A 26,550-nucleotide genomic window follows, 5' to 3' on the forward strand; every position below is an offset into this window, starting at 1 on the left:
GGCGTACGACATGATTTTTGTTTGCGGGAAAACGAGCAGCTGTCAGGGAGCAGGGATATAGTCTTCAGTATCTTCGGCACTAATTGACAGGAAACGTTATGCCTGATTTTAAAGACATCGCTTCTCGGCTTCCTGAGATCGCAGGTATTGTCATCGCGATTCTGACGGTTCTCGGACTCATCGGCGGATTGTCATCGGGGGAGTTAAGTTCAGAAGCCCCAGGGCAGCAGAACATTACGCAACCGGACAGGGAGAGGCCCAACCCTGCGCCGCAGCCTCAGAAGCCTGCACCACGTGTAACCGCTGGTATGCGTAACACTGAGGTGTATCGCCAGTCCCAGGGCTTCGAACGGCTTGTCAACCTGGGCAAGGTGGCGCCGGGCGCCAAATATACGGTGTTTGACCAGGCGGGTCGTCCTAAAGGCGAATGCAGTTTTGGGTGGATGCTGCGCCAGCAGAACACTAACCGTGTGTTCAACCTGACCGCCGGTCACTGCGGTGTGACAGGTGACCGTGCGTTTGTGATGCTTCCCAATAACCAGCTCATGTATGCGGGTCGGTTTATCTCTTCGACCGGCATGCCGAATCGGATTGGGGTCGATGCTGATTTCGCAGTCATTTTCCTTGATAACCCCAATGTGCAGATTGACCCGACCGTTCCAGGTGTTGGCCGTGTGCAGGGTGTTGCTGGTTTGCCGGCAATCGATAGGACTGAGCCGAAGCTTTGCCGTCTAGGTTGGCGCAGCGGCTTGTCGTGTGGCTACTACATCGATACTCCAAGTCCACTGGTGTTCCGGTTCCGGAACATTTCGGACCACGGCGATTCCGGCGGCCCAGTGTGGGTTGAGGGGCCGAATGGCCGCTACGCCGCAGGTGTCCTGTCCTTCGGACCGAAGGTGAATGCTACCCAAATCGGTGCTGCCGCAATCGGCCCTGTGCTTGAGTACCTGAGTCAGTACAACTTCTATTACTGGGGCTAGAACCGGAGGTAAACGACAAGACCGCGTCCAGGACTGGACGCGGTCTTTTTGGTTGCAGTTCTTCCTCCGCAGCCCCATAAGTCACTGCAACCACAACAGTTCACAACCGTAACATACGCGGTTGCGGGGCGTTACTTAAACGACGGGGGATTTTTCTGGAATTGGTCAATCGCCTGCGTGACCTGGGACGTGATGAACTGTGCCGGGAAGATTCGGTTGCTCTCGGAGGAGCCCACGACGTGGGTGAGGTTGAACTGCTTGGCTACGTCGTCGACAGCTTGGCGCACTGGCGGCACGAAATCGACGATGGCCTGGATGGCAACCAGCGTGGTCACCAACGCGATGGTCAACGAGATCGGGGCCGAGCCGGTGTAGGAGCCCTCAAGTGGGCGCTTTTCTGGCACGTCGAGGTCCTTGTCGTAGTCCGGACGGTAGTCCGGCTTGGAGGAACCACCGGAGCTCGTGGTGGAGAGCTGTGTGACGGCGGGTTCGGCGTGAGCTGGTGCGACCGTGGTGACGACGGCAGCGGCCACGGCAATCGCAGTGGCGGCGGTGGCGATTTTCTTCATGGCAGACATGTTAAGTGCTCGGGGCTGTTAGAAGGGCAATGAACCCATCTGTGTCACTGCGAACCCTGCGGCGCCGAGCAGGGCCAGGACGCCGAGCACGATGGCGATGATGCCGCCGGTGCTGGACCCCTCCTTGTCCGTACCGCCAGGAGTCGGTGCAGGCGCAGGAGCGGGTGCCGGATTGGCGGTGGACGGCGTCCCCGGCTTCGGCGCAGGCGCAGGTGCGGGCGAACCAGGACCAGGCGCATCAGAAGGCTGCGTTGCGGTCGTGGTGTTGCTGCGGATGGCGATTGGCAGGCGGGCCGTGTTTTGCGAGCCGTCCTTGTAGGTCACCACCACATTCGCCGCAATTTGCGCAACGTCCGCGTTCTTACCTGCTGTGATGGTGATGGCACCCGTGGAGGTGTCGGCCGTAAACGTGAGGTCACGGACGACCAAGTTAGTGATGCTCACTACGGCGCCGTCCGGCCAGTTGTTTGGCTCCACGGTCACGCTTTCCCCGGGAAGGAGTCTTGCGGTGGGGTAGCGCACGGTGGTCACGGATGCCTGTTCCACCTCGGGTTTGATGAAGGTGAAGTTGGTCTCAAGGTACGTGCGCGACCCGTCGGGGAAGCGCGCGGTTACCGGCATGGTCACGGTGGTGCCGGCCCTGGTGCGCTGCGGCGGGGTCAGGTTGATTTCGCCGGTGTGGCGGTCGATCTTCACCTGCCAGCCGGCCGGGGGCGTTTGGTTGATCTCAAACGTGGTGCCTTTGGGGAAGTCGCCGACCGGTTTGGCTGTGGCGATTTCCGTGGTGGTGGCGCTCGCGGCGGGGTATTTCACGGTGAAGGCTTCGGAGTTCCACTTGCCGTCTTCGGTGACGGTGAAGGTCGCCCATCCGATGCCGACGAGGTTGTCCGGGGTGGTGACCTCGACTGGGATTTGGAAGGTCCAGGGTGCTGTCAGTGGGCGCTTTGGCTTGACGACGACAACCCCGCTGGCCTCGTCAACATCGACATCAATAAAGCGGAAGATGCTCGGGTTGAGATCGGGTCGTGCCTTGAAGGTGGTGCCTTCGGGCAGGGCGTCCGCCAACGCGGTGGAGGCTTGCTCGCTGCCGCTCATTGTCTTGTCGTGCCACTTCGGGGTGAAGGCGTTGTCGTAGATGTTGTTGAAGAAGTCCTCGATAGACGCACCGCTGCCAAGCGACTCGCTGGACTTCTTGGAGTAGGCGTAGATATCTGCACGCACGTTGCGGAACGAGCCGTCGGGGTACACCACCTTCACGCTGGCTGCGCTCTTGGAGCCTGGCTTGACCGGATCGAGCTGCGTGACAGACAGATCGCCGTTGGCGGCTGCGGTGACCTTGAAATGGTCGGGAGCGGTGACTTCGAATCGGGTGCCTTCGGGGAAGTCACCCTGCAGTTGCGCTACGGAGAGCACCGAATCGGAGCTGTCTTCGACGGTGAACGCTGGGTAGTACGACAGGGGGTACTTCTTTGCCATCTCGCCGATGGTGTCGACGACGTGGATCATGATGGGGAAACTGCGTGCGCGCACGCCGTCGCTGCCGGTGATCATGAACTGGGTGCGCTGGTTGGGGATCACGTCTTCGGCGACGTGCATGGTGACCACGCCGGTGCGTGGGTTGGTGCTGAACCGGTAGCCCAGGTAGTCGTCGGAACCCTCGAAGCGCACGTTGCTGGGGATGGAGCCCTGCGGGGCGATCTCCACGGTACCGCCGGGCGTAACCTGCTTGACCGGCCAAGTCAGCCCGGACAGGAAGGCTTGAGAGGTGGCGGCGGTGGCGGGGGAGTGGGGCAGAGCAACACCGCCGCCCAACAACGCGGCGGTGGCGGCTACCGCAATGGCGGTGCGACTGAACTTCATGGCTGCCTCCAATAAGTTATAAGAACTTTTCGACTATACCCCTAGACACCTGTAATGCGAGTTTTCGGATTCATCCCGTTTATCCCGCCCAGCGCCGGTACACCTCTGCGGCGACCACGGCGAATCCCTCGTTGCCAGACGACAGCGGTGCGAGCGCAGTAATAGAAGAGGATAAGGCCTCGGCTGCGGCGTCCACCGAGTCGAAGACCGGAACGCCGTGGAACCGGGAGCCTGGCACGGCAGCACACGCCGCCAGGAACCCGAAGGACGTGATGTGGCAGCCGTGGAAGTCGCAGTACTCGTCAGCGATGGCCAGCAACTGCTCTGCACTGAAACCCATCACGAGCGGGCCTGCCGGATGCGTGATTCCATGGCGGTGTAGCCGGGGATGAGGGAGCGTGCGAGGTCGGTGACGGTGGCGTCGTCAAGCAAACGCGTTGCGGAGGAGACCACCGCACGACGCGCGGCTTCCTGCTTGGAGCACCCCCATGCGGATGCGAGTAAAACGAGCGCTTTGTCTTCGTCTGCGGTCAACCGGAGCGTCATAGCCATACCACTTTGATACCACGGCGCTCCATGGTCGTGGCGGAAAAAGCCACAGAAGCCCGGTAAACTCAATAAACATGGCTGACGAGACCTCAAGCGGCACCGACCGCATTCAACCAATCGATATCAATGAGGAGATGCAGACCAGCTACATCGATTACGCCATGAGCGTGATCGTCGGTCGTGCACTCCCAGATGTGCGCGACGGCATGAAGCCGGTGCACCGCCGCATCATCTACGCAATGTATGACAACGGCTACCGCCCCGAGCGCTCCTACGTGAAGAGTGCAAAGCCGGTGGCAGACACCATGGGTAACTTCCACCCGCACGGTGACAGCGCTATCTACGACACCCTCGTGCGTATGGCGCAGCCGTGGGCGATGCGCTACCCGCTGGTGGATGGTCAGGGTAACTTCGGCTCGCCGGGCAACGACGGCCCGGCCGCGATGCGTTACACGGAGTGCAAGATGACTCCGCTGGCCATGGAGATGGTGCGCGACATCCGCGAAAACGCCGTTGACTTCAACCCGAACTACGACGGCAAGACCCAAGAGCCAGCCGTGCTGCCGTCCCGTGTGCCGAACCTTCTGATGAACGGCTCCAACGGCATCGCCGTGGGTATGGCCACCAACATCCCGCCGCACAACCTCAACGAGCTGGCGGCCGCGATCCAGTGGATCCTGGACAACCACGACGCGGACGAGCAGACCACGCTCGACGCCGTCATGGAGCGCGTGAAGGGCCCGGACTTCCCAACCGCCGGCCTCATCGTGGGTGATCAGGGTATTAAGGACGCCTACACCACCGGCCGCGGCTCCATCCGCATGCGCGGCGTGACGGAGATCGAGGAGATTGGCAACCGCCAGGTCATCACGATCACCGAGCTGCCGTACCAGGTCAACCCGGATAACTTCATCCACAACATCGCCGAGCAGGTCACCAACGGCAAGATGGTGGGCATCTCCAAGATCGAGGACGAGTCCTCCGACCGTGTGGGCATGCGCATCGTGGTCACCCTCAAGCGCGACGCTGTGCCGCGCGTGGTGCTAAACAACCTGTACAAGCACTCCCAGCTGGAGACGAACTTCTCCGCCAACATGCTGTCCATCGTCGACGGTGTGCCGCGCACCCTGCGCCTGGATCAGATGCTGCGTTACTACGTCAAGCACCAGATCGAAGTCATCGTCCGCCGCACCCAGTACCGCCTGGACGAGGCCGAGAAGCGCGCCCACATCCTGCGTGGTCTGGTCAAGGCGTTGGATGCGTTGGATGAGGTCATTGCCCTGATCCGCAACTCGCCGACTGTCGACGACGCCCGCCAGGGCCTGATGAAGCTTCTCGATGTCGACGAGATCCAGGCCAACGAAATCCTAGCCATGCAGCTGCGCCGCCTGGCAGCGCTGGAGCGCCAGAAGATTGTCGACGACCTCGCAGCCATCGAGGAACAAATCGCCGACTACAAGGACATCTTGGCCAAGCCGGAGCGTCAGCGTCAGATTGTTGGCGAGGAGCTGGGTGAGATCGTCGACAAGTATGGCGACGAGCGCCGCACCCAGATCGTTGCCGCAACCGGCGACGTCACCGAAGAGGATCTCATCGCCCGCGAAAACGTCGTGGTCACGATCACCTCCACGGGCTACGCCAAGCGCACCAAGGTGGATGCCTACAAGTCCCAGAAGCGCGGCGGCAAGGGCGTGCGCGGCGCTGAGCTGAAGCAGGACGACGTGGTGAAGAACTTCTTCATCTGCTCCACCCACGACTGGATCCTGTTCTTCACCAACTTCGGCCGCGTCTACCGGCTCAAGGCCTACGAACTGCCGGAAGCAGGCCGCACGGCCCGCGGCCAGCACGTGGCTAACCTGCTGGAGTTCCAGCCGGAAGAGAAGATCGCCCAGGTCATCCAGATCCAGTCCTACGAGGACGCCCCGTACCTGGTGCTGGCCACCCGCGATGGTCGTGTGAAGAAGTCGCGCCTGACCGACTACGAATCCGCACGTTCCTCCGGCCTGATCGCCCTGAACCTCAACGAAGGCGACGCCCTCATCGGCGCGTCCCTCGTTGGTGAGGACGACGACATCCTGCTCGTCTCCGAACAGGGCCAGGCGATCCGCTTCTCCGCCGACGACGAGCAGCTGCGCCCGATGGGCCGCGCAACCGCCGGCGTGAAGGGCATGCGCTTCCGTGGCGACGACCAACTGCTCGCCATGACCGTCGTCCAAGACGGCCAGTTCCTGCTCGTGGCCACCTCCGGCGGCTACGGCAAGCGCACCGCCATCGAGGAGTACAACACCCAGGGCCGCGGCGGCATGGGTGTGATGACCTTCAAGTACACCCCGAAGCGCGGCAAGCTCATCGGCGCCCTGGCCGTGACCGAGGAGGACCAGATCTTCGCCATCACCTCCGCGGGTGGCGTGATTCGTACTGAGGTCAACCAGATCCGTCCGTCGTCACGCGCGACCATGGGCGTGCGCCTGGTGGACCTCAACGACGGCGTGGAACTGCTTGCCATTGACCGCAACGTCGAAGACGAGGGCGAAGAGGAAGCCACTGCCGTGGCAACCGGCCAGAAGACCCTCGACGATGCGAAGGAGTAGCCCATGGCCGCGCGCAAAGTGACAATCCGGAACGTCAGCGCCGGATCCGTCTTTAAGGTTGCGACGCTGCTTGCCTTGTTCGGGTTCATCGCCTGGATGCTCGCCGCAGTGCTGGTGTACCTCGCGCTGGACCGCGCCGGGGTGGTCGAGTCCATCAACTCGCTCATCGGCGGCGTGGGCGGCGACCAGGTCGTGGACATGAAGCTCGCCATGATGGCCGCGGCCCTGTTCGGCCTGGCCGGCGTGGTGTTCATGTCCATCATGGCGCCGCTGACCGCGATCATGTACAACGCCGTCGCGGACCTCGTCGGTGGTGTGCGCTACACCATGTCTAACAGGGCAAAATAGCGCTTATCGACGACACCAAACGCGCCCCGGGTCGTACCTCCCGGGGCGCGTTAAGTCTTTTTGTGCTGGCCTGTGCTGGGTTAGAACCCCAGGCCCGGCATCATGTTCATCACCGCGAAGCCGATGCCGATCAAGGCCAGGATTGCCACGATCGGGGCGACGATCGCCGCGACGTTGACGTCCTTCTCAACAACCGGAGCCGGCTTGTCCTTCTGCTCAGCCTGCTGCTCGTGCTCGGCCGGTTTCTCGGCGGGCTTCTCCGGCTGGTTCTCAGCGGGCTTCTCGGCCTCAGGTGCTGGCTGCTCTGCCGGCTGCTCCTCCTCAGGCTGCTCCTTCGGAGCCGGGTCGTTAACTGCCCCTTCCTGCGACGGAGCCGAGGCAACACCACGGGCACCGATGCGCCAAGCGTTGATGGCCAGTGCTTCCCAGTCCGCCGGAACCTCGCGCACACCGAACGGGGTGTCGAGCAGGTATGGCTTCTCCGAGTAGTTGAAGTAGTCGAACTGGTAGTCGTAGTTCATCACCGACTTGTAGGCCGAGGTATCCAGACGCATGCCCTGGATGTCCTTGACCACCGCGTGCGCACCCTGGTGGCGCAGGCCGAGGGTGTGGCCTAGCTCGTGCAGGATGGTGTTGCGCAGCATCTCTTCCGAGTTCATGAAGCGGTGGTTAGCCACGAAGAACGAGGTGTCGTTGACCAGCGAGGCGCCGGACGACAGGTTGTAGGCGTCGATCTGGTCGCCGATAACACCGATGCGGAAGATGTTCTGGCGCTCGCCGAGCATCTCGTCGATGTTGTTCAGCAGCTTCGAACCCTGGCTTTCGTTCTCGAAGTAGTTCTTGACGTACTTCAGGGTCTCACCGCCGCGAGCCTCGTAGCCGGGGATGTTGTTGAAGGTTTCGCCGGCGTCGACGTGGAGGTTGATGCCGTGGTCGTCGAAAAGATCAACCATTTCCTGCAGGGACTCGGCCTTCACGCCGTATTCCTTGGTGTTGGCGTTGGCACAAGCCTCGGAAGGATCGGCGTCGCAGCCGAGGGTCTTGTACTCGGACTCCATCCAGTTGAGCTGGAGGAACAGGTCCGGCCGGCTCGGGTCCGCACCGTAAGCAGGCAGGTTAAGCACGGTGCCGTCCTCGAGGACAACGCCGTTGCGCTCCCAGAGGTCGGGGATGCCGTCGCCGTCGGAGTCGATGAGCTCCGCGGAGATCGCTTGATTATCGACGACAACGTCAGCAGGCTCTGCAGCCTTAGCCGGAACAACTCCACCGAAGGCGACGGTGGCGGCGAGGGCTGCTGCGAGACCGGTACGAAGTGCTGCGCGCATTTTCCTGCTCCTTACTTATCTGCGGTGTTTGCGGTAAACACCGCATTTCCTTTGCTGCCCTCGAGTTTATGCACCAAGTATGCGCTGGTAAACCCGTCGAATTTTCGGCCCTTTCGAGGCCGGATTGTTCAACGTTTATTTTGGATTGTTCAACGTTTTCACCCCGTTTATCGTGCGGATTGTTCATCAATCCGAGCTGATTTTAGGGCTGTCGCGTTGGGTTGTTGAACGATCTTTTGCGCTCCGGTTCGGTTCGTTCAACAATCCGGAGGAGCAGCATACTATGCATTGATTGGTATATGGATGGGTATACAACTTGGGATCTGGCCCTCACCAGGAGTTTTGCCTGTCACGCTCGTATAAAAACAGGTTGTGGCGCCGTCTTGGGGCGCTGCTGAGTGGCGAAAAGGCCAGGTTGGGCGGATTGTTCACCAATTTGTGCAGGCCTCCTACCCCCGCAAATTACCCCCGTTCCGCGAGGGTGTCGTTGAGGTGTCGTTGGAGTGCGGTTGTTGTGCCCTGATCGTCTAGCTCCCGTTCCGGCGAACCAGACGATCACGCTGATACTGAAAACCACCGCCAACATCACCTGGGGATATGTGGAGGGTGCAGGCGGGTCGTCTAGTAGCAATGCACAACGAGCTAGACGGTAAGCATAAAAACCCGCAACAACCTGGCGATTTGGCGGTTATAGCAGTGCTCTGTAATATTCCTATTCGTTCCCAGGGCCTATAGCTCAGTCGGTTAGAGCGCATCGCTGATAACGATGAGGTCGCAAGTTCGATTCTTGCTAGGCCCACAGCCCGAAAGGGCACGGGGCATTAGCTCAGTTGGTAGAGCACCTGCTTTGCAAGCAGGATGTCAGGAGTTCGATTCTCCTATGCTCCACAGGAACACAAAGGCCAGGTCCTCCCGGGGACCTGGCCTTTGGCGTTGGTGGTCACCAGGGGCCCAGGCAGCGGTTGCTGCGCGGTAAGCTCCCGGAAAAGTCTGCAAATAGAAAGCGCCTGCGTGAACTCTTACCTTTCCCGTTACGACACGATGGCGGATCGTGCGGCTGCTCAGGTGATTGCGCAGTATTCGACGAGTTTTTCGTTGGCTACGAAGGTGTTGGCGCCGGGGGTGCGGCGCGATATTCGTAATTTCTACGCGGTGGTGCGTATCGCAGATGAGACCGTCGACGGTGCCGCGCATCAGGCCTACGCAGACCCGGAGACCCTGCTTAACGCCTACGAGGAGCAGGTACTCCAGGCCCCTAACCAGCGCTTTCACACGGATCCGGTGCTGCACGCGTGGGCGAATACGTATCGGCGTTGTCGCCTCAACGCGGAGCACCTCGAGGCGTTTTTCGCGTCGATGCGCGCGGACCTCAACCCGCACGCTTTTTCCCCGGCGGAGTTGGAGACCTATATATATGGGTCGGCCGAGGTGATTGGTTTGATGTGTTTGGACATTTTCTTCCCAGAGCGCCAGACACCCCATCCGGAGAAACTTCAGCGTGGCGCCCGCGCGCTCGGTGCGGCGTTCCAGCGCATCAATTTCCTGCGCGATTTCGGGGAGGATCAGGGCAGTCTCGGGCGGGCGTACTTTGGGCGCATGCTTGACGACGACACCAAGCACGCCATCACCACCACCATCCACACCGAACTTGATCAGGCCTTGGAGGCGATCCCGTTGCTGCCCCGCGGGGTGCGTGGGGGAGTGGCGGCCGCGGAGGCGCTGTTTCGTGAACTCACGGAGATCGTGGAGCGCACCCCGGCCGCACAGTTGACGCAGCAGCGCATCAGCGTGCCGCAGCGTCGCAAGGTTGCGCTGACGGCGAAGGCGATTGCGAGGACAGGGCTGTGACAACGGCTGTGGTGATCGGCGCGGGTGCGGCCGGTTTGGCTACCTCGGCGCTGCTGGCGCGGGAGGGTTACGAGGTCACGGTGGTCGAGCGCCTCGGCTCGCATGGCGGCCGCGCCGGCAACGAAACCGTCCAAGGTTTCCGTTTCGACACCGGCCCGAGCTGGTACCTCATGCCGGATGCCTTCGACCACTTCTTCGCACTCTTTGGCAAGCGCACCGAGGACGTGCTGGATCTCAAGCCGCTCACGCCCGCATACCGGCTCTTCCCCGAGAACCACGACCCGATCGATGTGGAGTCGGGCCGCGACAACGCGATCCGGCTTTTCAACAACATCGAGCCCGGCGCCGGCGCCCAACTGGCCAGTTACCTCGACCGCGCCGCCGAGACCTACGACTTGGCGCTGCGCTACTTCCTCTACACCACCTTTTCCACGCTGAAGCCTTTTGCCAAGATCCGCGGCCAGTACGGCAAGTTGCTGCGTTACCTGGTCGAGCCGCTGGATCGCTTCGTCGCAGGCCAGTTCAAGGACACGCGCCTGCGCCAGATGCTGACGTACCCTGCGGTGTTTTTGTCGTCGCATCCCGCGCGCACGCCGTCGATGTACCACCTGATGAGCCACACGGACCTCACCCAGGGCGTGCTGTATCCGCAGGGTGGGTTCGCGGCGGTGATGGATGCGCTCTACGAGCTGGCGCTCGAGCAGGGCGTGAAGTTCCGCTTCAACGCGGACGTCGCTTCCATCACGTACAGCGGTGGGCGCGCCACGGGCATTTCGCTTATCGACGACACCCTCATCCCCGCCGACCTCACAATCTCGTGTGCCGACCTGCACCACACCGAAACCCGGCTGCTGCCGCCGAAGCTGCGCACGTACGACGAGTCGTGGTTCTCTCGCCGCGATCCGGGCCTGCGCACCGTGCTGGTCATGCTGGGCGTGAAGGGTGAGATCCCCGAGTTGGCCCACCATAACCTGTTGTTCAGCGAGGACTGGGACGATGACTTCGCCACCGTCTTCGAGGGCAAACCGGCTGCGCGGCCGTTGGGGGCGTCGCAGTCGATCTACGTGTCCAAGCCGAGCGCGACCGACCCCGGCGTGGCGCCCGAAGGCGACGAGAACCTGTTCGTGCTTGTGCCCGTCGCTGCCGAGGAGACGATCGGCCACGGCAACATGTACCGCGATGAGGCCTCCCCGCAGGTGGACCTGATTGCCAACGCCGCCATTGCACAGATCGAGAAGTGGTGTGGGGTTGAGGGCCTGGGCGAGAGGGTCGTCGTTAAGCAGACGCTCGGTCCTGCAGACTTCCGCGACCGCTACCACGCGTGGTCGGGTGGGGCGATCGGGCCGGCGCACACGCTGAAGCAGTCGGCGTTTTTGCGCGGCGCGAATGCTTCGAAGAAGCTGGGAGCGCTGTACTACGCCGGAGCCACGACCGTTCCTGGGGTGGGCGTGCCGATGTGCTTGATTTCCGCTGAAAATGTGCTGAAGCGCCTGCGCGGCGACAAAAGCCCAGGCCCTCTCAGCGCCTGAAATGGGATTTGTTGAACAATTGCTCGGATTGTGGTGAAAATCACCTTGTAGTTTTCTTCCTGAGTACTGTCTAAACGTCCAGTTCAGAGGGTCAGGTTTCTAAGTTTTTGGTGTTGATCTGGCGTTTTGGCTTTCTGTAGGGGGTTTCGGACTATTCTCCAAGCCGATATTGCGCTTAAATATGTAGTTATCAGTTTGGAGATCCGTGTTCAGGTGATCTCAAGGCTGCTTCGAATATCTCCTCCGACTTGTAAGGAATGAAGCCGTTGAAGAACGCACATCTGAAGAAGCGCGTCCTGGCCACCCTGGTTTCCGCCACGGTGGCTTTTGGTGGCGTAACGGTCGTAGCTCCGACCGCTGACGCTGACGAGCGAGTAACTAGCGAATATTCCGCGCTGCCGAGCGACGCTAACAAGGCTGCACTGCAGTACAACAAGGGTGCCAAGCTCAAGGGCCGTATGGACATGCTCCAGACCCAGTACGGTCCGGGCTGGTGCATCGACGCTGCGCTGCCGGGTCCGAGCCTGGATACCCAGTACGAGGTCCGCAAGCTCGACGGTGTTTCCGGTCTTTACGGCTTCAACCTTGTTTCGGGCGGCAGCTTTGATATCCACCCGGACATTGAGAAGGCTTCGATCAGCCTGACCAAGTTGATGCTGGATGATTACTACGCTGGCCGCCACGAAGAGGTCCGTAAGAAGGCCCTGGCCATGCAGGCACTGGTGTCCAACAACCAGGAAGTTCTCGACCAGATCCGTGGTTACATTACTGGCGACATTAAGCCGCGTTGGGCTGCTTATGGTTTCGGCTGGTCCAACAACCCGCCGAAGCTGACCGCCGCAGAGTTTGAGAGCTGGACCGGCTTCAGCATCCGCCGCACCGCCACCGCAACGGTTGGTCAGTCGGATTTCTACCTGGTGAAGAACTCCACGAAGTTCAACGCGCTGAAGGTGAACCCGGGCGAGTACGTCACCGTCCTTGTTCCGCTGAACTACAACATCTACCAGGATGTTCTCCGCGACCCGACGAAGCAGCGCATCCTCATCATCGCGCAGCCGGGTCTGGACAACTACAAACCGGACGTGATCCGCGAGACGGTTACCAAGACCGTTTCTCCGCAGGAGACGAAGACCGTGACCAAGACGGCCACTACCGTCGTCGAGACCGTGAAGCGGAGCGGTGCCCCGCGCACCGAGACTCAGACGGTGACCGCTGAGCCGTCCACCAAGGTCGTTGAGACCACCGTGGTGAACAAGAACTACAAGACGGTTGAGCGCACCTCCACTGTTGAGCGCTACACCCGCCACTTCACCTACGCTTTCGCCTTCGAAGGCAACGAGAAGACGCAGATCATCGACGTTGACAAGCTCGGCGACTGGAAGCTCGAGATTATCGACGACTCCAACGGCCTCGTTGAAATCCGCAAGGTCGAGCGCAACGGCAAGGACGTCATTGAGATCGTTCCGAAGCGTGAGGGCAAGGGCACCGTTCGCTTCGTCATTACCGACAGCGAAGGCAACCGCCACGAGTACACGGTCAACATCGTCAACGAGAAGACCGAGAAGGTCACCGTCAACGACGTCACCGTGAACAACCACTTCTTCAACGTGGGTGTCTCCAACATCGACCAGACCATCACCGTCCCGGCTGGCTGGGACTACAAGGTTGACGGCCCGGGCGAACTGGTGAAGGTTGAGGGTTCCTCCAACCAGTACAAGCTGAAGGTTGACGATGGGGTGACCAAGGGCCAGATCAAGGTCACCGTCTTTGAGAAGGTCAACGGTAAGCCGACCGGTGCCGAGAACAACTACATCTTCATGATCGACACCACCACTGATGGTTCCACCTACACCCGCGTCATCGGCAACCTCAACTCCTACATCCTCGAAATCGAGGGTGTTGAGGAGAAGCCGGAGATCGTTGAGGGCGCTGACAAGATTGAGAAGATCGAGAAGCGCGGCGACTCCTGGGTTGTCACCCCGAAGAAGGACGCAACCGGCGATGTAGTGATCAAGGCCGTTGACAAGGACGGCAAGACCCACACCTTCAACCTGAAGATCGAGCACGGTACGAACGTTTCCGTGGACAACGTCACCAAGCTGATGGACGAGGGCGACACTGTCACGATCGACTACAAGGACGACACCTCCGATCTGACCAAGGAGATCGTCTCCGAGTCCGGTGAGTGGAAGTGGGACGAGCAGGACCCGTGGAAGGTCACGAACGTCACCAACGGCACCCTGGTCTTCAACGTGTACAAGGAGACCGGTAACGGTCGCGTCCTGATTGGTACCTACACCTTGGTCGCCAAGGTGAAGAGTGAAAGCAAGTACCCGACCGCCAAGGTCACCCAGGATGTTCTGGACCGCAACACCGTCATCCTGAAGCTCGGCACCCCGGGTAACAAGTTCGAGCCCAAGGAAGGCAAGGATCTCTTCGACAAGGAAGTCGATGAGAACGGCAACTGGAAGGTCCTGCCGAAGGTGGGCACGGACGACAAGATCGTCATCGTCGAGAAGTTCGGTGATGACGAGCTCGTCGAGTACACCATCAACGTCACCCCGAGCGAGATCAAGGAGGTGCGCAAGAACGTCACGTCCGGCGCAACCGTCAATATCTCGCGCGACAACCTCAAGGTCACCCAGGGCAAGGATCTGCTCGATGGCGGCGACATCAAGGTCACCAAGGGCAAGGATCCGCTCAATGGCGGCGACATCAATCAGTACTCCCTGGAGTTCGTCGACGGTGCCAACGGCGAAGTTGTTGTTGAGGTCCTTAACTCCCGCGGTATCGCGTTCCAGCGTTACACCTACGTCGTGACCCCGCAGGGTGCACGTGAGGAGAAGTTCGAGCTCACGCCGAATTCCGAGTCCTCGATCACCATGAACTCCTCGGAGTTCACGTACGACGTCAAGGGTGAGGATGTCATCGACGTCAAGCGTGAGGGCGATACCCTCCTGGTCACGCCGAAGGACGGCAAGACCGGCACCGCCACCGTTGAGATCAAGTCTGGCAACACTGTCGTTGAGCGCTACACCTACACGGTCGTTCCGGGCAAGAACGGTGGCAACACCGCGTCTTCCGACGACTACAAGCTCAGCGTTGACGGCCGCTTCACCATCACCCGCATCAACAACAACCCGATCGAGATCATCGAGGGTAAAGAGTGGGTCGAGTATGACGAGGAAGACGGCAAGTGGATCCTCGTGCCGAAGGGCCCGGAGTCCATCGGCAAGACCGTGAAGGTCATCGAGCGCCGCGGTGATGTTGTGGTCCGCCGCTACAACATCGAGGTCCTCCCGGAGGGCAAGCAGCTGAACTTCGAGGAGTTCCGCACTGTTCTGTACAAGAACATCAAGGACTCCGTCGACTTCGGCGAGAAGTACACCTACAAGGTTGTTCACGGCAAGGATCTGGTGACGGTCACCGAGCCGGAGCCGGGCAAGCTCGCCATCGAGGCACAGCCTGGCAAGCGTGGTCTGGCACAGATCGAGATCCGCGATCCGGAAGGCAACCTCGTCCGCGTCGTCGATGCTGTCATCCCGGACACCTCGGAAGGCGAGCTTCCGAAGCCGCGTCCGTCGATCAAGCCCAACCCGGGCAAGGAGGGCAGCTACATCGTTGACTTCGAGGGTGGCTCGAACAACGTTGAGATCAACATCTGCACCGGCGACGGCAGCTGCACCATCGTCCCGAACAACAAGGTTGTGGACAAGGGCAGCCACCTTGAGGTCGATCCGGGCAAGGTTCCCGACGGCAGCAAGCTCGTCGTCGTTCCGATTGAGAACGGCGTCCGCAGCGATAAGCGGGAAGACTACGTCGAGATCGACCTTGGCGTTGACCTCCAGGGCAACAAGACCGAGAAGGGCTCCTCTGAGCTCGACGGCAAGTGCATTGCCTCCATCGTCGGCCTGTCTGCGCCGCTGCTGCTGGCCATCCCGCTGGGTATCCTCTCCCAGGTTCGCATCCCGGGTCTGGAGGGTCTGTCCGCTCAGGTGAACGACGCCATCCGTCAGGCGAATGACCAGATCCAGCGCGGTCTGGGTATCTACAACGAGGACCGTTCTCGCCGCGCAGCTGGCTTCCAGGGTGCGTTCAACGTCGCCAACCCGGAGATGCTGAGCCTCGCCGCTGGTTCCCTCGGCGCAATCACGCTCGGTCTGTTCCTGATCGACGGTGTGCTGCGTGCCTGCGGCCAGGAGGAGATGACCTCGTCCTACAAGATCGGTGAGGCCACCGGTCAGGAATGGATGATGTACGGTTCCTCCGGCAAGAGCTCCAAGGACCAGGCTGAAAAGCCGTCCGAGGAAGCTGGCGCAAAGGACAAGAAGGACGAATCCAAGAAGTAAATCGTTCTGATCCCTGAAAGCCCGAAGCCGACTTGGCTTCGGGCTTTCGGCGTTCTTTGAGGATTTGTTGAACAATTGCTCGGATTGTGGTGAAAATCACCTTGTAGTTTTCTTCCTGAGTACTGTCTAAACGTCCAGTTCAGAGGGTCAGGTTTCTAAGTTTTTGGTGTTGATCTGGCGTTTTGGCTTTCTGTAGGGGGTTTCGGACTATTCTCCAAGCCGATATTGCGCTTAAATATGTAGTTATCAGTTTGGAGATCCGTGTTCAGGTGATCTCAAGGCTGCTTCGAATATCTCCTCCGAGTTGTAAGGAATGAAGCCGTTGAAGAACGCACATTTGAAGAAGCGCGCCATGGCTGCGCTCATTTCGAGCACCCTGATTGCCGGTACCGCAGTGAGTGTTGCGCCTGACGCGTTGGCACTTACCTACACCGGTTCCAGCGCGCAGATCGTCGGTGCTTACCAGTCGCTCAGCGAGCAGGAACTGCGCCAGTTCTACTCTGATGGTTACAAAGACCTCCGTAACCAGCCGTTCGACGTCAACACGTTCGTTCTGCCGAACGAGGTTGCGTCGGGTTGGTGCATCGACTGGGGTATCGACAACCCTTGGAACAATGAGATCGGTGGCTACGAGGTCCGTAAGCTCACCGGTGCCTCCGGCCGTTTCGGCGATGGCCTGGGTATTAACGACGACGTGCGTCTCGCAGCGATCAACGTCACCAAGTCCTTGATCAAGGACTACGAGCAGTACCAGAAGAACCCGTCTTCGAACCTCGTGTACCAGATTCAGACGAAGAACCGCATCCTCCAGGCACTGCTCTCCAACAATCTCGGCTCGCTGAACGAGATCCGTGGCTACTTCCACCAGAACCGCCTGAACAAGTACCTCTTCTCCTCCCTGACCGGCTTCGACATCATCTGGAAGCGTCAGGACGTTCAAGGCGACGGCACTCCGAACTACGTGCTGGTGAAGAACGCGAACTTCAAGACGATTGAGGAAAACTACACCGAGGGCGAGTACGTCACCGTTCTGGTTCCGAAGAACTACAACCTCAACCTGAACCCGAAGAAGCACTGGACCTTCCAGCGCATTATCACGATCGTGCAGCCGGGCCTGCCGGGCCCGAAGCCGCCACCGGTGAAGGAAACCATCGAGGAAACGACGACGATCCCGCAGGATCCGACGACCGTAACCACCATTGAGACGCTGCCGGCGACCAAGACCACCGAGACGGTCACGGAGAGCCCGCGTACGGTAACCGCCACCTACACCCACCCTGAGGTGACGGTGACGGAGCGCAAGGAGCTCCCGACCGCGTACACGACGGTTCGTACCATCCGTCCGCGCAAGACGGTCACCGAGACTGAAAAGGCCGATCCGGTTGTCAGGACGACGACCGAGGTCGTGGGCGGCGAGACCGTCACTAACACGGTTACCGAGACCCCGGCTCCGAAGACTGTTACCTCCACCGTTGAGGGCGAGCCGACCACTGTCACTGAGACGATCAGCGACACCCCGGTCGTCGTGACCAAGCCGGCTACCACGGTTACCGCAACCCACTGGTCCACCCCGACGCGTACCACCGTTGTGGACGTTCCGGGTACGACGGTTACCACCACGAAGACCGAGACTCCGAAGCCGGTCACGACCACCAACACGGTCACTCTCACGGAGAACTACTACACCGAGAAGGTGTACGAGTCCGTTAAGGAAATCCACGAGTACTACTACTTCGCTGGCTTTACCAAGAAGGACAAGTCCAAGGAGATCGAGCTGCCGGGTGGCATTAAGGGCTCCTGGACCTTCGAGGTCACCAAGGGCCGCGACATTGTCATCGTGGAGCGCACCGAGGACGGCAAGCTGATCATCACCCCGAAGCCGGGCTTCGAGGGCGAGGGCGACGTCGAGATCCTCATCACCGATGAGCGCGGCAACCAGTACATCTACCGCGTGAAGGTGTCCGACACCATCACGGTGAAGACCCAGACCAACGTCACGGTCAACAACTTCTTCTACACCCTCAACCCGAACGGCGAGAACCGCGTCAAGATCATCCCGCTGAACCCGGGTGACAAGATTAAGAATCGCGTCTACATCGATGAAAACGGCGTGGAGCACAAGGTTGTGCCAGGCAGCATCAAGGTTGATCCGGACGAGCAGGGCGTGAAGGTTGAGGTCACCGACACCAACCTGCGCGGCCAGGTTGTCGTCACCACGGTCGACGAGAGCGGCAACGAGCGCGAGAACATCGTCACCATCGAGAACACCACCTCGAAGTTCGAGGTTGTTCGCGAGATCCTGAGCACCTCCACGGCGATCGTGGAGCGTCGCGGCGGCACCTTCAAGATCGTCGAAGGCAACGATTTGGTGGACATCACCGAGGGTGACAACGACACCTGGGTCATCACGCCGAAGGATAAGGACCGCGAGGGCAAGGTCGTCGTTGTCTTCACCGACAAGAACGGTGTCGAATACAAGTACACGATTGACATCAAGAAGGATGTCAACTCTGGCCCGGTCATCCGTAACTACGAGATTCAGAGCAACGGCTCGGTCAACATCGAGCGTCGCAGCGAGTGGGACATCAAGGCATCTCCGGCGATGTCGAGGTCACCGAAGGCCGTGGCAAGCTTGGTGGAGAAGGTGCTGACCAGGACATCTGGACCGTTAAGCCGCGCAATGGCTTCACGGGTGAGGCGATCATCCACATCATCGACAAGAAGACCGGAACCCTGATCGGTGTCTGGAACATCCAGGTCAACCCTGCTCAGGATGTTGATGGCTTCGACTTCAAGGAGAATGAACCCCGCAACATCGTCGACCGCGCGGTTGTGGATCTCACCCTGGGCTACAACGAAGTAAACAGCGATGGGCGGGTTTCGAACCGCTTCACCTTCGACGTTGACCAGAAGTTCGACTCCTTCGACAAGATGCTCGAGCACTACAAGAAGGAATACGACGGCATCATCGACTTCGAGAAGTCGAAGATTGCGGAGGACGGCGACTGGAAGCTCGTGTTCAAGCCGGGTGCAAAGGGCCAGGTCCAGGTTCTCGAGACCGCGCTCAACTTCAAGGACGACGCCAACGGCAAGTACGAGAAGATCACCAAGTTCACCTACAACGTCACCCCGGCTCCGGTCCGCAACCTCGAATACGATGTCACCTCCGACAACGTGCTCGAGCTGGAAGGCACGAACCTTCGTGTTGTCGATGACAACAAGGACGAGGCCAAGAAGCTCGTTGTTGACGAGAACTCGCTGCCGACCGGTGATACCAAGTCGGTGAAGATCGAGTTCAACCGCAACGCCGACGGCAAGATCGTTCTGGAGAACCTCACGGACGAGGGCTTCGTCTTCGAGCGCTACACCATCAACGTGACCCCGGGCCGCGACGCTGAGGTCAAGCCGCTCGAGCGTGAGATGGCTTGGAACGCAACCGCACGCATTCCGGGCGCGAAGGACGACGAGGCTGTCATCACCGAGGGCAAGGACCTTGTCAAGATCGAGCGCGATGAGAAGAACGACCAGTTCATCATCACGGGTATGCCAGACAAGACTGGTCTGGTCAAGATCCAGGTCAAGGACGCCCGTGGCGTTTGGGCCGAGTACCACCTGAACATGGTCGCTCCGAAGTCGGGCGAGTCCACCTACACCGTCTCCACGAACTCCGAGTTCCGTGCGACCCTTGTCAACGGCAAGAACAGCTTCCTGCTCGTTGAGGGCGGCGAGTTCTTCCAGGAGCCGAAGACCACCGATGGCGAGTGGATCCTCAAGCCAAAGGCTGACGCCGCAGGCAAGTCCGGCGTCGTTGAAGAGCGCGACTCCAACGGTTCTGTGCTGAACCGCTACACGGTGAACGTCGTACAGGGCCGCGTCTCTACCAACCGTCAGCAGCGTTCGGTGATCCCGGTTACCGGCTACACCGACATCCCGCCGATGAAGAATGGCGGTAAGTTCTTCATCACCTCGGGCAGCGAGTACGTGACCACCAGCACGGTGGACGGCAACTTCCGCGTCACTGCGAAGCCGGACACCGTCGGCCAGGTCATCCGCGTTGAAGAGCGTGACGGCAAAGGCACCGTTCTGCGCACGATCCTGTTGGACATTGTTCCGGTGGACACTGCAGAGTCTGGAACGCTGGTCTCCAACGGCAAGTCCACTGGTACGAACAAAGATCTGCCGGAGATCAAATACACGAACAACCCGACCACCGGCACGATCACCATCACCCTGCCGGATGGTGTGAAGAGCTTCGTTCCGGTTGAGAACGGCGGCAAGGTCAAGAGCGTCAAGGAAAAGGACGGCAAGGTCGTTGTCGAGACCGATCAGGGCGCACCTGGCGACAGCCTGAAGTACGTCCTGGTTGACAAGAATGGCAACCAGTCCTACGTCCGTACCCTGAAGCTCAATGTCAAGGTGACCGGTGAGACCGGAAACCAGACCACCAAGGGTTCCTCTGAGCTCGACGGCACGTGCATCGCCGGCATCGTCGGCATGACCGCGCCGCTGCTGCTGGCTATCCCGCTGGGTATCCTGTCGCAGGTTCAGATCCCGGGCCTAGAGCAGGTCTCCGCCCAGGTCAACGCGGCAATCCGTCAGGCGAACGACCAGATCCAACGCGGTTTGGGCATCCACGACGAGAACCGTGCACAGCGTGCGGCTGGCATCCAGGGTGCGTTCGCTATCGAGAACCCGCAGATGATCGGCCTCGCAGCCGGCGCTCTGGGTGCGATCACCCTCGGCCTCCTGGCAGTCGACGGCGTCATGCGCGCATGTGGTGCAGGTGAGTACACCTCCTCCTACATGGTGGGCAAGGCGACCGGCAACGAGACCCTGATGAAGGGCTCCTCCGACAAGATGCCGGAGTCCAAGGACAAGGGCACCGAAGAGAACAAGCCCGCTGAGGACAAGTAAACCCGCAGTGAGCTAGCCCGCCAGGCGAAAGCCCGGCGGGTTTTCTCTTGCGCATTTACTTTGCGACGACCCCACGAACCACCCGGTCAAGCCACCCCAACGCATAGTCATAACCCGTCTGGCCGCCCACCTTGAACCCACCGGGGATGTCGGTGAAGCCCAACTTGTAATACGACATGTGCCGCGGCCCGAAATCTCCTGCACGCTGCGCCGACGACACCAACACTGCGTTCTGGGGATCCTCGTAAGCGGCGCGCAGGCCGGTCACATCCAGCACCTGCCCGCACAACGCCGCCACCGCACCATGCGCCCAGGCCTGGCGGCCTTCGGTGCCGGTTGGGGTGCGGGGGATCACGCCGAGGCGATGCAGCTGCCAACTGAACTGCTCCACAGCATGGATGGTGCGAAACACTTCGAGGGTGAGATCGAGCCAGGCGGTGGTGTCGTCGTCAAGCAATTGCGCCGCCTGATCGCGCAGAGGCTCAAGCGCCTGGAACAACCACGGCCAGGTCACGCCCTCCTTGGCCAACTCCGGCAGTGCGGCGAGCAGCGCGATGGCGGCTTGTTCGGCTGGGGGAGTGGTGCTGGTGCGCGCTGCGTGCTGCCCAAGGGCGGTGGCGGCGGTGGTGGCTTCGATGATGATTTGGGGGATGAGGGTGGCGTCGATAAGTGAGAGGCCCGACTGCTCAAACGCCTCGGGCACCGGCAGCCCCTGCGCGCGTAAGTCGCGGTAGCGGGCGACGCGGATGCCGGTGATGGCGTTGAAGGGGCCGGGTGTGACATCGCGCATGGCCACATCCGCAAGTGTGCGCAGCGGGCTCGTGGGCTCGGTCGCGCACGCCATGTCCGCGCCGTTGCACAGGGAGAGCACCTTGCCCTCCAGGCCGGTAAACGGCGTGGTGCGGGTGCCGGCGAGGCCCTCGAACGCGGGGTTGAGCATCGTGCCACCGGTCTGGACCGTCTCCCCGTTGCGGCCGCGCACGCCCGCAGGTGGTTCGGCGTAGAGGCGCGAAGGTTGCTGCGGCGCCGGGTCACCCAGCGGCGCGCGGGCGGGGTCGGCGAAGAGAAGGACGGCGGCGATGTCATCCGCACCCACACCCCGCACGCGACCGGCGGCAACCTCCGCCGCCGCATCACCGACCAGGTGGGCGCCCTGGGAGTAGCCGATCAAAATGAACCGGGTGCCGGGGCAATGCCGGGCCACGGTCTCCATCTCCAAGGTGGCCACGTCCCGGCCGTAGCGCACCGACTCCCCATACGTGGCCGCCTCGGTGCCTTCCGGGACGTTGCCCGAGGTACCGAACACGCTGAAGCGGCCCAGCGAGGCCGGGTACTTCACCTGAAACGTGGACACCGTCCGGGCGCCGAAGCGGGTTTGGAGGTCGTCGGCGGGGGAGGAGGTGTCGTCGAAAAGCGACTCGCGCGCGGACGGATGCCACGAATGCGAAAACCCGGACCCCGCCGCCTGAATCACATGCACGGGGTGGCACCGCAACTGCAACGCCTGCGCCTGTGGCACCGCGAGCGGCACAAGCGCGGCGGACAGCAGGATGGCTAGGGGGCGTCTCACACCGTCAACTCGGGGTGCAGGTCCTTGAACGCCATCGTGCGACGCTTCCGCAGCGCGAAACACGTAAGGGCGATGGACAGGGCCGCCACGAACAACAGGACCGTAAGCGCAGTCCACAGACGCGGGTCATACGACGGCGCACCGAACAGGGCGTAGCGCACCAAATCCACCGAATAGCGCATCGGGTCCCACGTGTGCACCCACTGGATAAACCCAGGCTGCACCTCCGGCGGATACAGGCCGTTCGACGCCACCAACTGCAGCGACATCAACGCCATCGTGGCCAAACGGCCAGGCGCCGGGCCCAACGTGGTGTTCAACGCCATAATCGCGGAGATAAACACCCACGACACGAACACCAACACGCCGAACAGCGCCACCGGGTGCTGCGGCTCCACCTTCAGCACACCAACCTGCACCACCCACAGCGCCACAGACTGCGCAAAGCCAATGATCACGGAAGGGATCATCGTGTACAGCATCACGCGGAACGCGCTCACGCCCGAGTCGATGGCGCGGCGGCTAAACGGCTTCATGATCATGTAGGTGATCAGCACACCGAACCATTGCGACAGGGCCAGGAAGAACGGGCTCAAACCCTTACCAAAGTAAGTCACGCTGTCGCCCGTGTGCTGCGGGGTCACCGGATCCGCGGCGGCGTGGATCGCCTTGTCCAGGCGTTCGCCTTCCCACTTCGGGGCTTCCTTGGCGCCGTCCGCAAGTTTCATGGAGAGTTCGCCGGTGCCGTCAGAAAGTTTCACCAGGCCGTCGTTCAAATCGCCCAGGCCCACCACCAACTGGTTCGAGCCAGCCGCCAACTTCGAGGTCGCATCCGTCGCCGTATTCGCAGCGACGACCAACTTCGACGTACCGTCCTTCAGCGTCGTAATGCCGGCCAGCAGCGTGCCCGAACCGTCCTGCAGGCGGGCCAGACCCTCCGCAAGAGTGCGGGCACCCGCTACGGCGCTATCCACGCCGCCGCGGTACTGCGCGGTCGGATCAGACAACTGCGTGGCCAACTCGTGCGCACCGGCCTGCAACTGCATCAACTGGCCAACCAGGTCGTTGCCCGGCACCGCCTGCAGCGGACCAGCGTTCAACTGTGCCTTCACGCCACGGGCTTGCGCGGCTAACTCGTTCGAGCCCGGGATAGGGGAGCGGTCCAGATCCGCGATCACGCGGTCCAGGTTCGCATTGACGTCAGCCAACGCCGCCTGCGCCTGGTTCAACGTGCCAGCAAAGCCGGTGAGCTTATCCACGCCACCTGCGATCTTCGTCGCACCGGCACCCAACTGCTGGGTACCCGCCTGCAACTGATCCAGGCCGTTAGAGAGCTTGGAGGCGCCGCCGGATGCGGTGGTGATGCCGTCATTAAGCTGCGCCGCACCGTCCTGCAACTTGGCCACACCGCCGTCGAGCTTGCCCACCGCACCCGGCATCTGCTGCACCTTGTCATTGAGCTGCTGGATACCGTCGTTGAGCTTCGTGCCGCCATCGTTGAGCTTCTGCGAGCCGTCCTTGGCCTTATTCGCACCGTCGTCGAGCTTGCCCGCGCCATCTGCGGCGTCCTGCACGCCCTGCGACAACGTATTAATGCCGACGAACAGCTGGTCCACCACCTTCTCACCAACCGAGTTCGACACCGCAACCGCGACCGCCTCACCGGCTTTATCGCCCAACACTGTCGGGATGAAACCGTTCGTCTCATTCAAGGTGATGTTGATCTTCGCCGAATGTGGATCCTCTGACTTCACGCTGGTCACAGCCTCAGAGAAGTTCGTCGGAATCTCCATACCCAGGTAATACGTGCCGTTAGCAATGCCCTCCTTGGCCTCCTCGGCACTGACCAACTGGAAATCCAACGGACGCTGCTCCAACAGCTCGTCAACCACCTGGTCGCCGTTCTCACCCTCATCCGAGTTCACCAACGCAACCGGCAACTTGTACAAATTGCCCAGTGGATCCCAATACGACCACACAAACAAGCCACCGAACAGCAACGGCAGCAACATGATGGCAACAAGGGCAAGCGGTGGGAGCTTGCCGTTCAAAAACTTCCGGAAATCGGTTCCGATATGCAGGCCGCTCATAGCCCCTCCTCATTGACCGTATTCACCATCACGGGAAGGTGGACCGCGACGCCGCGGAGGTCGCTAAGAAGCAACTTGCGCAACTTCATGTCACGGACCTGATCGATGTCGTCGACAATGAGCAACTTCGCCTCCGGACGCGAAATCAACGCAAGCAACACGCGCAAGCGGAAGCGCTCCAGCGGAGTAATGTCGCCGACCTTGGCCAGCAGATCCAGCTCCTCCAACTGCAGCGGCTCCAACCACTTCTCCACGTACGGATGCGCCTTAATCGCCTCCGGGCTGCGCGGGGTGCGCTTGAAGAAACTCTGCGACCACGCAATCTGCTCCCGCACCGCATCCCGCACGCGCACCAGACGATCAATCGAGTCGATCTCCGGCACGCCCGCCAACGCAATATCGCGGAAGCGGTCGTGGTGGGTGGTCGGTTCGCCGTCAAGCAGAATCGTGCCCTCTGCAGGGCGGAAGCGACCCGCCAGCGCGAGGCTGAGCAGCGTCGAATCGGACTCGCGCGCCGTGTTGAGCAGGGTCAAACCGCGGCCGATGTCGAACGACTCCGGCTCGTCACCACTGCGCAGCACAAGGCCCTGTACCGACAGGATTGCAGACATTCGGTCCCCTAACCGTAGGGTGGACTATCACTTAACTCGTGATATGGTGCTCCCCAATTCAATCACTGTCAAACCCAGAGTGGGGAGTGCCATGCGTGCAGACGCCCGCAAAAAACGCGACCAAATCATCACGGCCACACTCCAACAGATCCAAACCCGCCCCAGCTCCGAAATCACACTCGAAGGCATCGCCGCCGACGCCGGAGTAGGCATCGCCACCCTCTACCGCCACTTCCCCTCACGCGCATCGCTTTACGACGCCTGCGCCGTCGTCTACATCGACAACCTCCAAACCCTCCTCAACGGCACCCTCGCCGACTTCGACAACGACCCCCAAGGCAGCTTTGAACGCTTCGTCTGGGCCATCGTCGACTCCGGCGTCGGCATGCTCGCCACCGCCCTTGCCGCCGAACCCTCCGCTGACGGCCCCCGCATCATCGTCGAACGCCGCGAGACCTTCATGCACAACGTGCAATTGCTTATCGACGAAGCCGTGCCCCACAACATCGTCGCCCCCGGCCAAACCGCGCTGCAGCTCGCCACCGAACTGATCGTGGCCACCCGACCGCTTGCCTCACCCCTGGCCGATCTGCTCCCCGACGTGCGCGATCGCCTCGTCCGCCACCTCATGGCCGGCTGGCGCGCGAACGTATAGGCGTTCGGGAACGGGGCTGGGCCCGGAAGGGACGTGGCGCTAGTCCTCCAGGCGGTGGCGACCTGCGGAATCGTCAGAATCGTCGGCCGAACGTGCTTCGCGGTCGTCCTCGGTAGTGGTGGAGTAGACCAGCGTGGAGGTCCCGCCACCGCCAGCACCGCCAGCACGACCAGCGCCGCCCTCGGCAACCGAGACGAGGTCGAGGTCGGCGGGGGAGTCGTCGCGAAGTTCAGCGATTTTGTCCTTGAGGAAGAACTCCCACGCAGCCCATGCGCTACCTGCGGCGACGGCGCTGAGCGTCGACCACTTGATCACAGAGCCGATGGTGCCGAGCACGCTGCGGCCTTCGTCCTTCTTCTCCTTGGCGTGGTCTTTAAGGAAGGCGAGTTGGGCGGCGCGCAGGGGAGCGTCGGCGTCGAAGGCGGCGCGGCGGCGGTCGAGGCGCTCGTGGGCCTTGCGGGTGATTTCACCGGCTTCGGCGCGGGCGGCGCCGTAGAGCTCCTGGAGTTGGTCGCGGTCGAACTTGTCGGTGAGGTCGGAGAGGTCGCCGTCTTTAAGCGTGTCGATGAGGGACTGGTAAATGTCGCGCTCGCGTTTGTCGTTTTGGTCGCGGAAGTACTTCAGGCCTTGGTTTGCGAGGGCGTAGGCCATGCCGATGGTCCTGAGGTTCATGTGGGCTCCTTTGTTTAGCGGGTTCAAGTTTTGTTCGATTGGTTCGGTGTCTAGCGTAGCGAAGCCCCCGCAGAACGGCTC

General features: G+C 61.2%; 17 protein-coding genes and 2 tRNA genes. 10 read left to right on the plus strand and 9 right to left on the minus strand.

Going from position 1 to position 26,550, the window contains the following annotated elements:
- Window positions 1-98: 98 nt before the first annotated feature.
- A complete protein-coding gene (locus HMPREF3120_RS00745; protein ID WP_141739321.1) occupies window positions 99-980 on the plus strand; it encodes a chymotrypsin family serine protease in 882 nt (293 codons plus the stop codon).
- A gap of 131 nt (window positions 981-1,111) precedes the next feature.
- Here the strand turns inward: HMPREF3120_RS00745 and HMPREF3120_RS00750 are convergent, their stop codons facing one another.
- From HMPREF3120_RS00750 to HMPREF3120_RS00765, 4 genes are all read right to left on the minus strand, one after another.
- Window positions 1,112-1,549, minus strand: coding sequence for a hypothetical protein (locus HMPREF3120_RS00750; protein ID WP_141739322.1), 438 nt, complete (start codon window positions 1,547-1,549; stop codon window positions 1,112-1,114).
- Window positions 1,550-1,576: 27 nt separating this feature from the next.
- Window positions 1,577-3,418, minus strand: coding sequence for a Rib/alpha-like domain-containing protein (locus HMPREF3120_RS00755; protein WP_070449850.1), 1,842 nt, complete (start codon window positions 3,416-3,418; stop codon window positions 1,577-1,579).
- Between the two features lie 79 nt (window positions 3,419-3,497).
- Window positions 3,498-3,758: a TetR family transcriptional regulator gene (locus HMPREF3120_RS00760; RefSeq protein ID WP_371440469.1), complete on the minus strand. Its 261-nt coding sequence runs from the start codon at window positions 3,756-3,758 to the stop codon at window positions 3,498-3,500.
- A complete protein-coding gene (locus tag HMPREF3120_RS00765; protein WP_070421923.1) occupies window positions 3,758-3,970 on the minus strand; it encodes a CopG family transcriptional regulator in 213 nt (70 codons plus the stop codon). Before HMPREF3120_RS00765 ends, HMPREF3120_RS00760 begins: the two co-directional genes overlap by 1 nt.
- Window positions 3,971-4,041: 71 nt before the next feature.
- Here HMPREF3120_RS00765 and gyrA point away from each other — a divergent pair, with 71 nt between their 5' ends.
- Window positions 4,042-6,558 carry a DNA gyrase subunit A gene (gyrA, locus tag HMPREF3120_RS00770; RefSeq protein WP_070449856.1) on the plus strand — a complete coding sequence of 839 codons (2,517 nt, stop codon included), beginning with the start codon at window positions 4,042-4,044 and terminating at the stop codon, window positions 6,556-6,558.
- A 3-nt stretch (window positions 6,559-6,561) separates the two neighbouring features.
- The gene (locus HMPREF3120_RS00775) at window positions 6,562-6,906 is read left to right on the plus strand and encodes a DUF3566 domain-containing protein (protein WP_070421925.1); all 345 of its coding nucleotides are present in this window, start codon (window positions 6,562-6,564) and stop codon (window positions 6,904-6,906) included.
- Window positions 6,907-6,986: 80 nt separating this feature from the next.
- On the opposite strand, the gene HMPREF3120_RS00780 is transcribed toward HMPREF3120_RS00775, so the two are convergent.
- Window positions 6,987-8,231 (minus strand): hypothetical protein, encoded by a 1,245-nt coding sequence (locus HMPREF3120_RS00780; RefSeq protein WP_070449859.1) that lies wholly within the window; start codon window positions 8,229-8,231, stop codon window positions 6,987-6,989.
- Between the two features lie 725 nt (window positions 8,232-8,956).
- On the opposite strand from HMPREF3120_RS00780, the gene HMPREF3120_RS00785 reads away from it, so the two are divergent.
- The 6 genes from HMPREF3120_RS00785 (at window position 8,957) to HMPREF3120_RS00810 (ending at window position 18,694) form a co-directional block, all read left to right on the plus strand.
- Window positions 8,957-9,030, plus strand: a tRNA-Ile gene (locus HMPREF3120_RS00785).
- Between the two features lie 16 nt (window positions 9,031-9,046).
- Window positions 9,047-9,119 (plus strand) — tRNA-Ala (locus HMPREF3120_RS00790).
- A gap of 153 nt (window positions 9,120-9,272) precedes the next feature.
- Window positions 9,273-10,079, plus strand: coding sequence for a phytoene/squalene synthase family protein (locus tag HMPREF3120_RS00795; RefSeq protein ID WP_070449937.1), 807 nt, complete (start codon window positions 9,273-9,275; stop codon window positions 10,077-10,079).
- The gene (gene crtI / locus HMPREF3120_RS00800) at window positions 10,076-11,608 is read left to right on the plus strand and encodes a phytoene desaturase family protein (RefSeq protein WP_070449862.1); all 1,533 of its coding nucleotides are present in this window, start codon (window positions 10,076-10,078) and stop codon (window positions 11,606-11,608) included. Before HMPREF3120_RS00795 ends, crtI begins: the two co-directional genes overlap by 4 nt.
- A 266-nt stretch (window positions 11,609-11,874) precedes the next feature.
- Window positions 11,875-15,957 carry a hypothetical protein gene (locus HMPREF3120_RS00805; RefSeq protein WP_070449865.1) on the plus strand — a complete coding sequence of 1,361 codons (4,083 nt, stop codon included), beginning with the start codon at window positions 11,875-11,877 and terminating at the stop codon, window positions 15,955-15,957.
- Window positions 15,958-16,270: 313 nt separating this feature from the next.
- The gene (locus HMPREF3120_RS00810) at window positions 16,271-18,694 is read left to right on the plus strand and encodes a hypothetical protein (RefSeq protein ID WP_070449869.1); all 2,424 of its coding nucleotides are present in this window, start codon (window positions 16,271-16,273) and stop codon (window positions 18,692-18,694) included.
- A 2,232-nt stretch (window positions 18,695-20,926) separates the two neighbouring features.
- On the opposite strand, the gene HMPREF3120_RS00820 is transcribed toward HMPREF3120_RS00810, so the two are convergent.
- Genes HMPREF3120_RS00820 through HMPREF3120_RS00830 form a run of 3 tightly spaced genes read right to left on the minus strand, consistent with a single transcriptional unit; the run spans window position 20,927 to window position 25,142 of the window.
- Window positions 20,927-22,441, minus strand: a complete 1,515-nt coding sequence (locus HMPREF3120_RS00820) for a cutinase family protein (RefSeq protein WP_070449875.1) — start codon at window positions 22,439-22,441, stop codon at window positions 20,927-20,929.
- Window positions 22,438-24,531: a YhgE/Pip domain-containing protein gene (locus HMPREF3120_RS00825; RefSeq protein WP_070449878.1), complete on the minus strand. Its 2,094-nt coding sequence runs from the start codon at window positions 24,529-24,531 to the stop codon at window positions 22,438-22,440. Before HMPREF3120_RS00825 ends, HMPREF3120_RS00820 begins: the two co-directional genes overlap by 4 nt.
- Window positions 24,528-25,142, minus strand: a complete 615-nt coding sequence (locus HMPREF3120_RS00830; protein WP_070421939.1) for an ATP-binding cassette domain-containing protein — start codon at window positions 25,140-25,142, stop codon at window positions 24,528-24,530. Before HMPREF3120_RS00830 ends, HMPREF3120_RS00825 begins: the two co-directional genes overlap by 4 nt.
- Window positions 25,143-25,233: 91 nt before the next feature.
- Here HMPREF3120_RS00830 and HMPREF3120_RS00835 point away from each other — a divergent pair, with 91 nt between their 5' ends.
- The gene (locus tag HMPREF3120_RS00835; protein ID WP_070449881.1) at window positions 25,234-25,797 is read left to right on the plus strand and encodes a TetR/AcrR family transcriptional regulator; all 564 of its coding nucleotides are present in this window, start codon (window positions 25,234-25,236) and stop codon (window positions 25,795-25,797) included.
- Window positions 25,798-25,836: 39 nt separating this feature from the next.
- Here the strand turns inward: HMPREF3120_RS00835 and HMPREF3120_RS00840 are convergent, their stop codons facing one another.
- Window positions 25,837-26,469, minus strand: a complete 633-nt coding sequence (locus HMPREF3120_RS00840) for a hypothetical protein (RefSeq protein ID WP_070449883.1) — start codon at window positions 26,467-26,469, stop codon at window positions 25,837-25,839.
- Window positions 26,470-26,550 lie beyond the last annotated feature (81 nt).

This window comes from Corynebacterium sp. HMSC11D10, from assembly GCF_001806995.1.
GTDB classification, from domain to species: Bacteria; Actinomycetota; Actinomycetes; order Mycobacteriales; family Mycobacteriaceae; genus Corynebacterium; species Corynebacterium coyleae.